Here is a 14,401-nt window from a genome sequence, read left to right on the forward strand (position 1 = left end):
GGGCGATCTTGAGGACGCCCCCGCCGGCAAGCCGTGCTGCTACGGGGATGAGGTATGCATCAGATACCCACGTTGAGCTGCGGGCGATTGGAGAAATGATTGCGCGGGGTCAACTGCTTGAGGTCGCCGTCGGTCATGGCCGTGAGGATCTTCACGGCGCTGTGGCCCTGCTCGATGGCGATGCCGAACTGCACGCTCTCGATCAGGCGGCGCAGGCGTTTGGGTGAGTTGCGCTGCTCGGTGCTGATCAGGCGCTTGGCGACCACGCCCGACTCGTTGGACAGCGTCAGCATGATGGTGCCGTCCAGATCCTGGATGCTCAGGTTGACCCGATAGTCTGGGTGAAATGCATCGGTGATCTGTTGAAAAGGGTTATCCATGAGCGGTTACCTGATGATCGGTCTGCGTTAGTTGACTTGGGGTCGGTGCGTTTAGTTCTCGACGCTGGATCAACGGTTGGAGAAAACGCACCCGGGTCCCAAGACATTCAACTGCCGTCGAGCCAGAGAAAATGGGGCTTGCAGAGGGTGGAGGCTCGATAATCAGGAACTTGCAGGGTTCGGGCCATTCAGGACGAACGGCATTATCAGCCGCTCGATTAAACCTTTCAGCGATAACGATGTGAACGGGTTCACCGTTATTCATTAATACTTAAGTACTGGCCAATTGCTTCGTAAGTTGCAGGCAAGCACCACTTGTGCGCGGGCTGCCTGCTTTGAGTGCATATAAAAAGGGCGGGCCTGTTTTCACAGCCCCGCCCCCTCCATTGATCGATTTATGAAGCCGCTGGCTAGCCGTGCAGGGCTTCGTCTTTTTCCAGAAATTCTTCCTGCAACAGGGCGTCAGGGTTCTCCAGATCGTCTTTGTTGCGCGCGCTGTCGATGGACGTTACACCGCCACGTTTGCTGCGCAGTTTGCCAAACAGGTGCCCCAGTGCGTGTTCGAGTTTGACGGCGGCGCCGTCCACGGCCTGATCGAGGGAATCGGCCTTATGGGTGACGGATACGGGTTGGTGGCCTTTGGGCCGGGCTTCCATCTGGCAGCGGATGTCATGCGGGCCAGGTTTGTCGCCGTTCTCGTCGCGGATGTGGACTTCGATGCGGGTGAGGTCTTCTTCGTAGCGGTCGAGCGTGCTTTCAACGGTGGTTCGTACCCACTCCTCCAGTCGGATGCTGCTTTCGATGTGGTTATCGCTATTGACCTGGATTTGCATAGTTCTTCCCTTACTTTGGCTTGCTCGGGAGAGTCTCGACGAGGATGAATTTCGTCTGCCCTCACTCACAGTGTTGGCGCCGAACGAAGAACAATTCAACCCCCAAAACGAAAGAAATATTTCATTGCAGAAATAACTTTGCAGGAATTCGAAGCGTGCCGTATCGCGCGAATTACGCTCTGGCAGCTGTATCACCGCAGACCTGTAGGAGTGAGCTTGCTCGCGATGACGTGCGTTCAGACGCTTGGGTGGCGGCTTGAAAAAAAGCATCGCGAGCAAGCTCACTCCTACAGGTTATACGTCTGTTTCTGAGGTCAAAACGCTACGGACGTCTGCACGTACAACGTCCGTGGTTCGCCTACGTATTTGCCCTTGTTGTTGTCGTCGAACGAGCGGGTGAAGTATTCGTGGTTGAAGATATTTTTCACCCCGACCGCGACGCTCAGGTCAGACATCTGCGGGCCGAAATCGTAGGCTGCGCGGCTGCTGAACAGCATGTAGCCGGGGATGCGGCCGGTGCTGCCGTCCGCGCTTTCGGTGGAGGTGTTGGCGTTGTCGGCGAACTGGCTGCTCTGGTACGAACTGTCCATGTTCAGCTTCCACGGGCCGTCGGTGTAACTTACGCCCAGAGTGCCTTTGTGTTTCGACGAGAACGGCACGCGATTGCCCTTGTTCGGCCCATCTTCGCGGATGGTCGCGTCCACATAGGCATAGGTGGCGTAAACGTCGAAACCGGACAGCATCGGGCTCAAGCCATCGAGGGCGTAGTTGAGGCTGGTCTCGATGCCTTGGTGGCGAGTTTCACCGCGCGCAATGACGGTGTCATTGGTCTGGTTGCTCTCGTACTGGTTATCGAAGTTGATGAGAAATGCGCCGATCTCCGCCCGCAGGTTGCCATTGTCGTAGCGGGTGCCCAGCTCCCAGGTCCGCGCCTTTTCCGGTTTGACTTCGCCTCCAGCCACCCGGTTAGGCATCTGGCTGTACTGTACCGAGCCAAACGAACCCTCGGTGTTGGCGTACAGATTCCAGCTCTCGGTCATGTGATACAGCACGTTCAGCGCGGGCAGGGCGGTGTTGTAATCGCCCTGATATTTGACGTGGGTCAGGTTGTTGGATTGGGCCGAATCGATCATCTCGTAACGAATGCCGGGGGTGAACGTCCACTTGCCGATATCGATGCGATCGTCGATGAAAAACGCATGAGCTTCTGTGGATCCTCGGGTATCGCGATCATTGCGGCTGTCGGTGCTAGGCAGCAGGTTGAGCGCGGTGTTTTCGCGATAACGCAGCTCATGACCGGCTTCGTTGATGTAGCGATAACCCACACCGATTTCGTGCTGCGTGCTACCCAATCCGAAGCCCTGGGCGAATCGGGTTTCAAGGCCGCGCACCCAGTATTCCCGTGGCGACAGCGAAATGAACGAGCCCTGGTCCAGATAGCCGCTGCGCAGGGTCTTGGTGAAGAAGCTGTTGACGGTGAATTCCCGCGCATCTTCCTGATAGCGATAGCCGATGTTGAACATGGTGCGGCGCCCCCAGAATTTGTCCTTGAGGCGCGTGGACTGATACGGATCGGCGTCGTAGTCGGCCACGCTCAGGCCGCCCGGCATGTCGGCTTCGCCTTCGTAATACTGGGCTTCGGCGTTCAGGCTGTTGGCTTCATCGATCTGGTATTTACCCTTCAGGATCAGGTCGTCGATCTGGGTGTCGCTGTGCTCGCGCCAGTCGCCGCCGCGTACGCCGGAGTACAGAATCGCGCCGCCCAGGCCATTGTCGGCGGTGCCGCCCGCCAAGAGGTTGCCGGTGGTCTTGAAGCCATCGTGGCTGGAAGACGGGCTGGTTTCGGTCTGGATGCCGCCTTTGACGGTCGGGGCGTCGGGGATGGCGCGGGTCACGAAGTTGACGATGCCGCCCACGTTCTGCGGGCCGTAGCGCACCGCGCCGCCGCCGCGCACCACGTCTACGGCGTCCATGTTGCCCATGCTGATCGGCGCGAAGGACAGTTGCGGCTGGCCGTAGGGTGCGAACGGCACGGGAATCCCGTCCATCAATACGGTCGAGCGTGCTGCCAGGCGAGGGTTCAGGCCACGTATGCCGAAGTTGAGCGCCATGTCGTGGCTGCCGGTGCCGTTGTTTTCCGGAGCGTTGACGCCGGGGATGCGGTTGAGCACTTCCCGGGCCGACGTCGCGCCAGCACGTTCGAACTCTTCGCGGCGAATCACATCCCGCGCGCCCGGGTGTTCGAAGACATTGATCTGCTGCGCTTCACCCAGCCAGTCGCCGACGACGCTCGAGGCGCCCAGTTCAATCTGGCCACTGGGCTGTTCGGTGTTGGCCGCCTGCAAGGTAAAGCCTCCCTGGCCGTCACCCTTGGCTTGCAGGCCGGTGCCTTCGAGCAGGGCGGCCAATGCCTGTTCGGTGGTGTAGTTGCCTTCCAGGCCGCGAGTCTTCAGGCCGCTGGTGACGTTCGAGCCGTAGGAAATCAGCACCCCGGCTTCCCGGCCAAACTGGTTCAGCGCGGTTTCCAGGGCCGTGGGTGCGATGTGGTACGCCTTGGCGGGAGTCTCTTCGGCGAAGGCCATGGAGCCTGCCGTGATCGAAAGGCTGGCGCCGAACAGCACATGGCGCAGGGTGCGCGTCAGGGGCGAGAGAGTGGTCGGTCGGGATGACATGCAGGAGTCCTTTGGCGAGACGAATAAAGGGGGCTTTTCCTGTCTGTCACGCGAGGGTTGGAAATCAGCTCACCGGGTTTGAAATATTTTTCCACGCTGATCGCCACCGTCCTGTAGGAGTGAGCTTGCTCGCGATGGCGGTGGATCAGTCACAATGCAGGTGAATGCTATGACGCAATCGCGAGCAAGCTCACTCCTACATGGTATGGGTTACGCCCGGCTTTGGACGTTCACCCAATACCGCGTAAATCGCTGCACCTTCACCGGCAGCGCCACTTCGAGCATGTCGAGAATCCGTTCGCTGTCGTTGAGCGGGTAGCTGCCCGAGATCAGCAGGTCGGCCACTTTCTCGTCGCATTTCAGGTGCCCGCGACGGTAGCGGGAGAGCTCGCCCAGAAAGTCCGCCAGGCGCATGTGCGAGGCCACCAGCATGCCGTCGGCCCAGGCGCCGCTGCTGCTGTCCACCGGGCGCACCGGGTCCCAGTGCCGGCGGTTGAACACCACCTGTTGCGAAGCCTTGACCAGCAGCATCGATTCGGTCCGTTCAAACGGGCTCAGTTCGACGCTGCCTGCGAACACGGCCAGTTGCGTGCGTCCGGCCAGCTGCCGCAGATTCAACCGCGTACCGCTGGCTGCAGCGCGCAGGCTGCCTTCGGCGGTGAGCAGGTGCAGCGGTCTTGGGTCGTTGGCGACGGTCAGCATGATTTCGCCTTCGAGCAATTTGATGAGTCGCTGACCGTTGTCGAAACGCACGTCCAGCGCGGTGCCGGTGTTCAACTGCAACTGGCTGCCATCGGCCAGTGCCAGTTTGCGGCGCTCACCGATGCTGCTGCGGTAGTCGGCCAGCATTGGCGGCAGATCGATCCTGTCGCGCATGCTCCAGGCAGCCACCGAACCTGCGCCCAGCAACAGCAGCAACTTGAGCGCCTGGCGTCGGCTGCTGGAGGCTGGCGCGTTGATCGCTGCGTGAGCCAAAGGCGAGGAGAGGCCGTGCAGGCGCTGATTGACCCGCTGGATATGCGCCCACGCGCGCTGGTGATCGCTGTGTCCGTTCAGCCACGCCTGCCAGGCCTGCTGGCGGCCGGCGTCCAGATGGCCGCTCTGCATCTCGATCAGCCAGTTGACCGCCTGCTCGGCGACTTGCGGGGAGATTTCCGGGCGGTTCATCGAGTCGCCGCCCAGCCCCTGGGCACGCGCGTTCACAGGGCGAAGTAGCAGCGCATGGCTGCCTTGGTCAGATGGCGTTTCACAGTGGCCACCGAGATGCCCAGCCGTGCGGCGATTTCGCCGTGGGTCAGGCCATCGACCTGAGCCAGCAGGAAGGCGCGCTTGACCAGCACCGGCAGGCCGTCGAGCAACTGATCAAGCTCTACCAGCGTTTCCAGAATGATCGCCCGTTCTTCCTCGGACGGCGCCAGCGCTTCGGGCAATTCGGCCAGCGCCTGATAGTAGGCGCGCTCCAGTTCCTGGCGGCGATAGTGATTGCACAGCACGCGCTTGGCGATGGTGGTCAGAAAGGCGCGAGGCTCGACCAATTGCAGCGTTTCCCGGGCCAGCAATACCTTGACGAACGTGTCCTGGGCCAGGTCCGCCGCGTTGTGCGGGCAGCCCAATCGCCGCCGCAACCAGCCCGTAAGCCAGGTGTGATGGGCGTTATAAAGACCTTCAACGGTTGGGTTCAGGGCAGAAGGGGCGGTGGACATGGACAGCGGCGATCCGGGATTGGGCCAGTAAAGGCGGCGATTCTGTCAGACTCTTTTGCATATGAGAATATTTATCATTAATATTGCGTTCTTTTGTACGCCGCCCTGGAGCGGTGTATTTTCGTGCGGTCGATTTCAGGAAGATCACGTCGATGACCCTTCACATTCAATGCCCTTCAGGCATCTGCGCTTTCATCGGAGTTGACGGCTGATGGACGCTGCGATGGCCCCTGCGCCCGTGCCTGAAAAGCGCCCACGCGCGCCGAAGAAAAGCGCCGCAGGCGAAGTCTCCATGCGCTGGCGGCTGGCAGTGGCCTCCCGAGTGCTGGCGGCGGTCATCGGAGGCTACGTGTTGGCGTCGCTTGCCAGTGTGTGCCTGGCGTATTTCCTGCCGCTGCTGTTCCAGTCTTCCCGGGCCGAGGCGGCGGTGCTGTCCATGACCCTTTCCTTCCTGTTCTATCTGCCGGCTGTGCTCTGGTGTTTCGCCTGTCGGACCGCCTTGCGCGCCTGGCTTGGGCTGCTGGTGCCGAGCGCGGTTTTGGGGGCTGTCTACGCCTGCGCACGGTGGCTTGTGTGAAAGAGGGTTTTCGTCAGGCGATGGCCTGGTTGCACACCTGGGCGGGGCTGGTGTTTGGCTGGTTGCTGTTCGCCATTTTCCTGACCGGCACGCTTTCGTACTTCAAGGAAGAGATCACCCAGTGGGCCCAGCCGGAAATCGTCCCCCACGAAGTCTCCGATGCAGTTGCTGCCGAGCGTGCCCAGCAATGGCTGCAAGCCAACGCCCCGGATGCCAAACGCTGGTTCATCCGCCTGCCTGACGAGCGCAATCCGGACATCGCCCTGACGTTCAACCCGGCCAAAGGCGGCTTCGAACAGAAATCCCTGGACTCTGTCAGCGGCCAGCCGGTGCAGGCCCGCGAAAGCATGGGTGGCGAGTTCTTCTATCGCTTCCATTTCCAGTTGCAGATGCCCCATCCATGGGGGCGCTGGCTGGCGTCGGTGGCGGCGATGGTGATGTTCGTTGCGCTGATCAGCGGGATCATCACCCACAAGAAAATCTTCAAGGAGTTCTTCACTTTCCGCCCGCGCAAGGGCCAGCGCACCTGGCTGGACGGGCATAACGCGGTGGCCGTGCTGATCCTGCCGTTCCACCTGATGATTACCTACAGCAGCCTGGTCATCTTCATGACCATGGTCATGCCGGCCAGTATCCTGACCACCTACGGCAGCAACACCAGCGCATTCTTCGACGACCTGTTTCCGGCGTTCAAGTCAGCCCCGCCGGTCTCTGAAGCCGCGCCGCTGGCGTCCATCGTGCCCATGCTCGAAGTGGCCACGCAGAAATGGGACGGCAGCCGGGTAGGGCTGATTACCGTGAACAATCCCGGCAAGGCCAACGCAACCGTGGCTCTGGGCCGCAATGGCGCCGATCACATTCCTCACGAGCCGGGCACGGCGCTGATGCTCAACGGCGTCACCGGCGAGCTGACCCAAGAGAGCAGCATGACCGCTGCGTCTCTGCTGCTGGCCGGCGGCATGTACGGGTTGCACATGGGCCACTTCGCCGGGCCGTTGCTGCGCTGGCTGTATTTCCTCGCCGGGATCGGAGGCACGGCGATGATTGCGACCGGGCTGGTGATCTGGCTCGGTAAACGTCGGCTCAAGCACGCCAAGTCTGGCGTTTTGCCGTTCGAGTTGAAGCTGGTGGAGATGCTCAACGTGGCGAGCATGTCCGGCCTGATGCTGGCGGTGGTGAGCTTCTTCTGGGCCAACCGTCTGTTGCCGGTGAGCTTCGCCGCACGCAGTGACTGGGAAGTGAAGACGTTTTTCTGCGTCTGGGGTCTGGCGTTGCTGCACGCCTTTGGCCGGGTGTTTTTCCGGGACGGACGCACGGCCTGGCGTGAGCAACTGACCCTGGCGGCGGCCTTGTACTGCCTGTTGCCGGTGCTGGATATGGTTACGGCGGGCAGTTATCTTTGGGCGTCGCTCAAGCAGGGGCAGTGGACGCTGGCAGCGCTGGACCTGACTGCGTTGGCCACCGGAGTGTTCCTGGCGTGGGGAGCCTTGGGGTTTCGCGGTGAGGGGCAGGGCTTGATCGCGAGCAAGCTCACTCCTACAGGTTCGAGTCGTAAGCAGGATTCTCGCCAGACACTGACCGGTGGGAGCGAGCTTGCTCGCGAAGGCGTCAGCGAAGGCACCGCCGTGCAGGAGGCCCGCTGATGCTTCTGGCCACCTTGCTCTGCTACGTCGGTTTCACTGCGCTGTGCCTGTCCATGAACCGCCACGCCGAGGATCTGCTTGGCGCTTCGCTTTCAGTTGCACGGAGCCGGGCGGCGAGATGGCTGGGCTGGGGCGTGCTGGCCTTGTCATTGTGGGTCGCTCTGGTTTCGCTAAGCGTGGGGCAGGCGTTGGTGCAATGGTTTGCCGCGCTCATGGGCAGCGCGTTTGTTCTGGTTTTCGTGATGTCTTATTGGCCAAGGCTGGCCGTGTCGTTGGCGGCAATCGGTGCAGTGCTCTGCCCGGTGGCTGCCTGCTTTCAACTTCTGGCCTGAGCCCTTTCAATGATCGACCTCACCCCGCCGCCTGGTGCGGCTCCCACTGATGCCGATCAGGACGCCCCCCAGGCGGCTCGCGCCCATTTTCTGAAAGTCTTCCTGTCCCAGCGCCCGCAGATGGAGGCGCTGGTAAGCCGGCGGGTCGGCTGTCGAGCCACCGCCGCCGATCTGGTGCAAGACCTGTTCGTGCGTTTCTGGCGCCGACCGCTGGTGCAGGTCGAGGAACTCAACACCTATCTGTTGCGTTGCGCGGGCAACATCGCCATCGATCATTTGCGCACCGAAGGCACGCGGGCGCGGATCAACGAAGGGCTGATCCCCGACGAGCAGGAATTGCGCAGCGACGAGCCCCAGGCTGCGCTGGAGGCCAGCAACGACCTGCGCCACATCGAAGCGGCCCTGCGTGGCTTGCCGGACAAGACCCGGCAGATATTCCTGCTCAACCGCATCCATGGACGCAAATACGCCGAGATCGCCAAGGCCATGGGGCTTTCGCAAAGTGCCGTGGAAAAACATATGATGCGCGCCTTGCAAGCCTGCAAGGCGAGCCTGGATCAGGACGCTCGTCGATGAAAGCGCCCCTGGAATCCACCGCCATGATCACCCCCGAACAACAGGATGCGGCTTTGAGCTGGCTGAGCCTGTTGCACAACCAGCCAACGGCTGCGGACCAGGCGCGGTTCAGCCGATGGCTGCAAGCCGATCCCGCGCACGCCCAGGCCTATGCTCAGGCGCAGGTCGTCTGGGAGATGAGCGAGGAACCCGCCGCGACACTGGCCCGGGAAGACGACGCGGCATTGCAGGCGCTGCTGGCGGCCATGGATGCACCCCCGCGCCGTTCTCGGTCGTACTGGGGCGCATCGCTGGCAATGGCGGCGTGCCTGCTGCTAATGGTCAGCATGGGCCTGGGCTGGCAGCCGCAGCGCTGGGCCGACGATTTCGGCGCCGATTATGTGTCTGCGCCGGGGCAGGTGCGCACCGTGACGCTGGCCGATCAGTCGCAGGTGACCCTCGATGCCGACAGCGCCATCGCCGTGCATTTCACAGGCGGCGAGCGCCACGTGCAGTTGCGTCGGGGCGCGGCGTTCTTTCAAGTGACTCACACCGGCGAGCCGTTCGTGGTCGATGGCCGCCAGGGCGAAACCCGTGTGCTGGGCACGCAGTTCGAGGTGCGGCTTCAGCCTGCCGGTGCGCAGGTGACGGTGCTGTCCGGGCGGGTGGGCGTGAAAGCGGCCAGCGACCTGCCCCAGCAGATACTCACGGCAGGGCAGCGGGTTGCCTACGATCAGACGCACACCACCGACCCGCAAGCGGTGGACAGCGAAAACCAACTGGCCTGGCGCCAGGGTTGGCTCAACTACTACCGCACCCCGCTGGCCGACGTGCTCAACGACCTGAGCCGCTATTACCCCGGTCGCATCATCGTGCTCAACGATCAACTGGCGGCGAAGAAAGTCAGTGGCAGCTTCCCCAGCAACGACCCGGTGGCGGTGTTGACGGCGTTGAAGTCGGTCGTCGGGTTCGAGCAGTACGAAGCCCTGGGGCGAGTGATTGTGATCCGGTGATGGAGCTTTTGTAGGAGCGCGCTCGCCCGCGATTGCGGTGTGTCTGTGACATCTTCAGCGCATGACACAGCGCGATCGCGGGCAAGCGCGCTCCTACAGTGAATGCTTCGGGTCTTACGAGAGGCATATCTGATTGAAAATCTGGTTCGGCATTTCTCTGCTTACCGCCTGGAGCACCTGCATCCAGGCGGCGCAGCCTGCCTATGATTTTTCGATCCCGGCCAGGCCCTTGCCCCAGGCGCTGAGCGATTTCAGCCGCGTCACGGGGCAGGGCGTGATCTACACCCAGGACGCGCCCTACGGCGTCGATGCGCCCGCTATCAGCGGTTCCATGAGCGCCGAGCAGGCCCTCCAGCGGTTGCTCGGCGGAACCGGCCTGACCTTTCGCCGCGTTACGGCCGACACCTTCACCCTGGAGCCCATTGCCAGTGATGGCGCGCTTACCCTGGGCCTGACCCGGATCGACTCGCGCCGCAACGCAGCCGAAAGTTATCAGCTCCCGGTCAGCACCTCGGTGATGCGCTCATCCGCGTCACGGCTGGAAACCCCGCAGACTATCAGCGTGGTTCCTGCGCAGGTGTTGCGCGATCAGGCGCCGCGCAATCTTGACGATGCGCTGAGCAACGTCAGCGGCGTGACCCAGGGCAACACGCTGGGCAGCACCCAGGACACCTTGATGAAACGCGGCTTCGGCGACAACCGCGACGGCGCGATCATCCGCGACGGCATGCCGGTGGTGCAGGGTCGCAGCCTCAATGCCACTGCCGAGCGCATCGAAGTGCTCAAGGGCCCGGCGTCGCTGCTGTACGGCATTCAGGATCCTGGCGGCGTCATCAACGTGGTCAGCAAGCGCCCGCAATTGCAGGCCTACAATGCGCTGACCGCACGGGGCTCGACCTACGGCTCGGGCAAGAATGGCAGCGGCGGCACGCTGGACAGCACAGGTCCCTTGGGGCAGAGCGGGCTGGCCTACCGCATGATCGTCGATCATGAAGACGAAGATTACTGGCGCAACTACGGCGTGCATCGCGAGTCGCTGATAGCACCTTCGCTGGCCTGGTACGGCGAAGACACCCAGTTGCTGGCCGCATATGAGCATCGCGAATTCCTCTCGCCCTTCGACCGGGGCACGGCCATCGACCCACGCACCAACCGTCCGCTGGACATCCCCGCGACACGCCGTCTGGATGAGCCGTTCAACGACATGGAAGGGCGCTCGGAGCTCTACCGTTTCGAGGCCGATCATCAGTTCGACGACAACTGGCAAGGCCACCTGGGCTACAGCTACAACCGCGAAACCTACGATGCCAGCCAGGTGCGCATCACGGCGGTGAACCCGGCCAACGGCACCCTAACGCGCTCGATGGATGGCACCGGCGATGCCCTGAGCACTGATCGCTTCACCACCCTGACCCTCAACGGCAATGTCAGCTTCGCGGGCATGCAACATGATCTGCTGTTCGGGTTCGACGACGAGTACCGCAAAATCTATCGCGGGGAACTGATCCGGCAAAGGAGCCTCAACGCCTTCAGCTATCTGAACCCTGTCTACGGCCAGGAAGTGGAAGGCACTCAGGTCAGCGTGGCGGACAGCAACCAGGTGGACCTCCTGCGCAGCGACTCGCTGTTTTTTCAGGATTCCGTTCACCTCACCGATCACTGGATCCTGGTGGCTGGCGCCCGCTATCAGGTGTTCGATCAGCAGGCGGGAAAGGGCACGCCCTTTACCCGCAATACCGATCTGAATGGCCAGAAGTGGATTCCCCGCGCGGGGCTGGTGTACCGCTACACCGATGAGCTGTCGTTCTATGGCAGCTACACCGAGTCGTTCAAGCCCAACTCCAGCATCGCCGCGCTGGCCGGCGGCACGGTACTGGACTCCGCCACATTGCCCGAGCAATCCCGCGCCTGGGAGCTGGGCGCCAAGTGGGATTCGGACGACGGCATCAGCGCAAGCCTGGCGCTGTTCGACATCAAGAAGCGCAATGTGCTGGTGGCCAATTTCGATTCGCTGACCGCCAATACGGTGTACACAACCGCAGGCGAGGTCCGCTCCCGAGGCGTCGAACTGGACCTGAGCGGGCAGCTTTCGGAGCGCTGGAGCCTGATCGGCGGCTATGCCTTCACCGACGCGTGGGTGGTGAAGGATCCGACGCTGACTGGCAATCGCCTGCAGAACGTGCCCCGGCACAGCGGCTCGCTGTCGGCGGTGTATGACTTCGGTTCGATGCTGGGCGGCGACCGGTTGCGGGCAGGCGCCGGGGCGCATTACGTGGGCGAGCGCGCCGGTAACCCGGACAACGATTTCGACTTGCCTGGCTACACGGTCGCTGATGCCTTCGCCACCTATGAAACCCGGCTGGACGGGCAGAAGGTCAAGTTTCAGCTCAACGTGAAGAACCTGTTCGACCGCACCTATTACAGCTCGGCGGTGAGCCGGTTCTTCGTGTCGATGGGGGATTCGCGGCAGGTAATCCTGGCCACAACGCTCGAATTCTGAAACACGTTCCGTAGCAGCACGGCTTGCCGGCGGGGGCGTCTTCGAAATCGCTCCCGCCGGCAAGCCGTGCTGCTACGAGGGGATCGACTCAAAACACGCTTTTACTGAAACGCCGACCGATATTCCCCGGCTGTTGCGCCCATTGCCTGTTTGAACTTGTTGCTGAAGTGGCTGGCGCTGGCAAAGCCGCATTCCAGCGCAATCTCGCCAAAGGCCATTCGCGTCGTGCGCAGCAGTTCCCGGGCGCGGTTCATGCGGCGGGCCAGCAGGTACCGGTGTGGCGGCAGGCCGAAGCTTTCCCGGAACATGCGGGCGAAGTGGTATTCAGACAGCGCGCACATCGAGGCCAGTTGCCCGAGGCTCAAGGGCTCGGCCAGGTTCTGCTCGATGAACTCCACCAGTTGCCGACGCAGGTGCGGTGCCAGCCCGCCTTTCAGGCGCAGGCCATCGCGTAGCCCGACCTGGCCCAGAATCATGTGGTCGAGCAGTTCGTGGGCCAGGCTGCTGGTCTGCAGGCGCTCTCCCGGCTCGCTCCAGTTCATGCCGATCAGGCGATGAAAGCGCGCAGCCTGCTGCGGATCGTCGATGAAGGTGTTTTCCCGCAGCATCATCTCCCGTGGTTCGCGGTCCAGCAGGGTGACGCAGTTGAGGGCGAACTGTTCGGGGCTGATGTAGAGGTGGGCCAGGCGGATGTCGCCGTTGATCACCCATGAGGACTGATGCCCGGCCGGCAGCACGCAGAGTTTGTCCGGCGCGCCCTTGAGGCGCGGCTGGTCGCGACGGTAGGTGCCGGTGCCGCCCGCGATGTAGCAGGACAGGGTGTGGTGACTCGGCGCGTGATAATCCTGGGAATCGTGCCGGTTGTTCCACAGCGCCGCCACCACGCCATCGCCCAGGGCAGCACTCTGCTCCAACTGCGCGTGGGGCGAGCTGTTGAGCGACTGAAACACCTGGATCTGATCGAGTGACGACATGCCGGTTCTCGTAGCATCTGGCGATAAACATCCCGTAGCAGCACGGCTTGCCGGCGGGAGCGATCTCAAGGCCGCCCCCGCCGGCATCGGAACGCCGCCCGGCCGTGCTGCTACGAGGGGATAGCGTACCGCTTGGCCTTGCATCGTACCCCCTGGACGCGATCAAAAGCGCAAGATTTTGCAAATGCCCGCCTGCGACGCCCCTCAGACTCAAGCTTCATTGAGGAGCCCGTCATGAACATCTCGTTGTACCTGCTGACCGTCCTGATCTGGGGCACCACCTGGATCGCCCTGAAACTGCAACTGGGTGAGGTGGCGATTGCGGTATCCATCGTTTACCGCTTCGGTCTGGCGGCGTTGATTCTGTTCGCCATGCTGCTGGTCAGCGGCAAGCTGCAGAAGGTCAATCGTCGCGGACAATTGATCTGCCTGGCCCAGGGCTTGTGCCTGTTCTGCGTCAATTTCATGTGCTTTCTGCACGCCAGCCAATGGATTCCCAGCGGCCTGGTGGCCGTGGTGTTCTCGACCTCGACCTTGTGGAATGCGCTCAATGCACGGGTGTTCTTCAAGCAGAAGATCGCCCGCAACGTGCTGACCGGCGGCGCGCTTGGCTTGTTGGGACTGGGCTGTCTGTTCTGGCCTGAACTGTCGGGGCACAGCGCCAGCCGCGAAACCCTGATCGGACTGGGCCTGGCGCTGCTCGGCACCCTGTGTTTCTCGGCGGGCAATATGCTGTCCAGCCTGCAACAGAAAGCCGGCCTGCGCCCGCTGACCACCAACGCCTACGGAATGCTGTATGGCGCGGCGATGCTGAGCGTGTATTGCCTGGTCAGCGGCACGCCGTTCGCGTTCGAGTGGAATGCGCGCTACATCGGCTCGCTGTTGTATCTGGTGATTCCGGGCTCGGTGATTGGCTTCACGGCCTACCTGACGCTGGTCGGCCGCATGGGCCCAGAGCGCGCGGCCTATTGCACGGTATTGTTTCCGGTGGTGGCGCTCAACGTTTCGGCGTATGCCGAAGGCTACCAATGGACCCTGCCCGCGCTGATGGGGCTGGTGCTGGTGATGGTGGGCAACGTGCTGGTGTTCAGGAAGCCCAAGGCGGTGGTGCCGGTGGGAGCGAAGCTGGCTTAAAAAATGTGGGTGTTTGTGATACCGCTATCGCGAGCAAGCTCACTCCTACAGGGGAGTGCGATCCCTGTAGGAGTGAGCTTGCTCG

13 protein-coding genes are annotated in these 14,401 nt (G+C 62.3%); 7 read left to right on the plus strand and 6 right to left on the minus strand.

What is annotated here, in order from left to right; all coding sequences use genetic code 11:
• Positions 1-59 precede the first annotated feature (59 nt).
• From NPS29_RS23365 to NPS29_RS23385, 5 genes are all read right to left on the minus strand, one after another.
• Entirely contained in the window at positions 60-380 is a 321-nt protein-coding gene (locus tag NPS29_RS23365) for a DUF3509 domain-containing protein (RefSeq protein WP_274135451.1), read from the minus strand.
• Between the two features lie 410 nt (positions 381-790).
• Positions 791-1,213 (minus strand): HPF/RaiA family ribosome-associated protein, encoded by a 423-nt coding sequence (locus NPS29_RS23370; protein WP_274135452.1) that lies wholly within the window; start codon positions 1,211-1,213, stop codon positions 791-793.
• A 314-nt stretch (positions 1,214-1,527) separates the two neighbouring features.
• On the minus strand, positions 1,528-3,885 hold the full coding sequence (gene fecA / locus NPS29_RS23375; protein ID WP_274135453.1) for a TonB-dependent Fe(3+) dicitrate receptor FecA: 2,358 nt from the start codon (positions 3,883-3,885) through the stop codon (positions 1,528-1,530).
• A 210-nt stretch (positions 3,886-4,095) separates the two neighbouring features.
• Entirely contained in the window at positions 4,096-5,052 is a 957-nt protein-coding gene (locus tag NPS29_RS23380) for a FecR domain-containing protein (RefSeq protein WP_274135484.1), read from the minus strand.
• A gap of 32 nt (positions 5,053-5,084) precedes the next feature.
• A complete protein-coding gene (locus NPS29_RS23385; RefSeq protein ID WP_274135454.1) occupies positions 5,085-5,588 on the minus strand; it encodes a sigma-70 family RNA polymerase sigma factor in 504 nt (167 codons plus the stop codon).
• A 211-nt stretch (positions 5,589-5,799) separates the two neighbouring features.
• On the opposite strand from NPS29_RS23385, the gene NPS29_RS23390 reads away from it, so the two are divergent.
• From NPS29_RS23390 to NPS29_RS23415, 6 genes are all read left to right on the plus strand, one after another.
• Positions 5,800-6,165, plus strand: a complete 366-nt coding sequence (locus NPS29_RS23390) for a DUF3649 domain-containing protein (protein ID WP_425312550.1) — start codon at positions 5,800-5,802, stop codon at positions 6,163-6,165.
• Positions 6,162-7,808, plus strand: coding sequence for a PepSY-associated TM helix domain-containing protein (locus NPS29_RS23395; protein ID WP_274135456.1), 1,647 nt, complete (start codon positions 6,162-6,164; stop codon positions 7,806-7,808). The genes NPS29_RS23390 and NPS29_RS23395 overlap by 4 nt, the downstream gene beginning before the upstream one ends.
• Positions 7,808-8,140 carry a DUF3325 domain-containing protein gene (locus NPS29_RS23400; protein ID WP_274135457.1) on the plus strand — a complete coding sequence of 111 codons (333 nt, stop codon included), beginning with the start codon at positions 7,808-7,810 and terminating at the stop codon, positions 8,138-8,140. The genes NPS29_RS23395 and NPS29_RS23400 overlap by 1 nt, the downstream gene beginning before the upstream one ends.
• A 9-nt stretch (positions 8,141-8,149) precedes the next feature.
• Entirely contained in the window at positions 8,150-8,716 is a 567-nt protein-coding gene (locus NPS29_RS23405; protein WP_274135458.1) for an RNA polymerase sigma factor, read from the plus strand.
• The gene (locus NPS29_RS23410; protein WP_274135459.1) at positions 8,713-9,708 is read left to right on the plus strand and encodes a FecR family protein; all 996 of its coding nucleotides are present in this window, start codon (positions 8,713-8,715) and stop codon (positions 9,706-9,708) included. Before NPS29_RS23405 ends, NPS29_RS23410 begins: the two co-directional genes overlap by 4 nt.
• Before the next feature lie 133 nt (positions 9,709-9,841).
• On the plus strand, positions 9,842-12,208 hold the full coding sequence (locus NPS29_RS23415) for a TonB-dependent siderophore receptor (protein WP_425312551.1): 2,367 nt from the start codon (positions 9,842-9,844) through the stop codon (positions 12,206-12,208).
• Positions 12,209-12,309: 101 nt separating this feature from the next.
• Here NPS29_RS23415 and NPS29_RS23420 read toward each other — a convergent pair whose 3' ends face one another.
• Positions 12,310-13,182: a helix-turn-helix domain-containing protein gene (locus NPS29_RS23420; RefSeq protein ID WP_274135460.1), complete on the minus strand. Its 873-nt coding sequence runs from the start codon at positions 13,180-13,182 to the stop codon at positions 12,310-12,312.
• A gap of 234 nt (positions 13,183-13,416) precedes the next feature.
• On the opposite strand from NPS29_RS23420, the gene NPS29_RS23425 reads away from it, so the two are divergent.
• Positions 13,417-14,316 carry a DMT family transporter gene (locus NPS29_RS23425; RefSeq protein ID WP_274135461.1) on the plus strand — a complete coding sequence of 300 codons (900 nt, stop codon included), beginning with the start codon at positions 13,417-13,419 and terminating at the stop codon, positions 14,314-14,316.
• Positions 14,317-14,401 lie beyond the last annotated feature (85 nt).

The sequence above is a fragment of the Pseudomonas putida genome (genome assembly GCF_028682175.1).
GTDB lineage: Bacteria > Pseudomonadota > Gammaproteobacteria > Pseudomonadales > Pseudomonadaceae > Aquipseudomonas > Aquipseudomonas putida_AD.

Bases quoted from the DNA above. Each gene is read 5' to 3' on its own strand.
- NPS29_RS23400 (WP_274135457.1), top strand. From the start codon at position 7,808: ATGCTTCTGGCCACCTTGCTCTGCTACGTCGGTTTCACTGCGCTGTGC.
- NPS29_RS23380 (WP_274135484.1), bottom strand. From the start codon at position 5,052: ATGAACCGCCCGGAAATCTCCCCGCAAGTCGCCGAGCAGGCGGTCAAC.
- NPS29_RS23370 (WP_274135452.1), bottom strand. From the start codon at position 1,213: ATGCAAATCCAGGTCAATAGCGATAACCACATCGAAAGCAGCATCCGA.
- NPS29_RS23365 (WP_274135451.1), bottom strand. From the start codon at position 380: ATGGATAACCCTTTTCAACAGATCACCGATGCATTTCACCCAGACTAT.
- NPS29_RS23410 (WP_274135459.1), top strand. From the start codon at position 8,713: ATGAAAGCGCCCCTGGAATCCACCGCCATGATCACCCCCGAACAACAG.
- NPS29_RS23385 (WP_274135454.1), bottom strand. From the start codon at position 5,588: ATGTCCACCGCCCCTTCTGCCCTGAACCCAACCGTTGAAGGTCTTTAT.
- NPS29_RS23405 (WP_274135458.1), top strand. From the start codon at position 8,150: ATGATCGACCTCACCCCGCCGCCTGGTGCGGCTCCCACTGATGCCGAT.
- NPS29_RS23420 (WP_274135460.1), bottom strand. From the start codon at position 13,182: ATGTCGTCACTCGATCAGATCCAGGTGTTTCAGTCGCTCAACAGCTCG.
- NPS29_RS23390 (WP_425312550.1), top strand. From the start codon at position 5,800: ATGGACGCTGCGATGGCCCCTGCGCCCGTGCCTGAAAAGCGCCCACGC.
- fecA (WP_274135453.1), bottom strand. From the start codon at position 3,885: ATGTCATCCCGACCGACCACTCTCTCGCCCCTGACGCGCACCCTGCGC.
- NPS29_RS23425 (WP_274135461.1), top strand. From the start codon at position 13,417: ATGAACATCTCGTTGTACCTGCTGACCGTCCTGATCTGGGGCACCACC.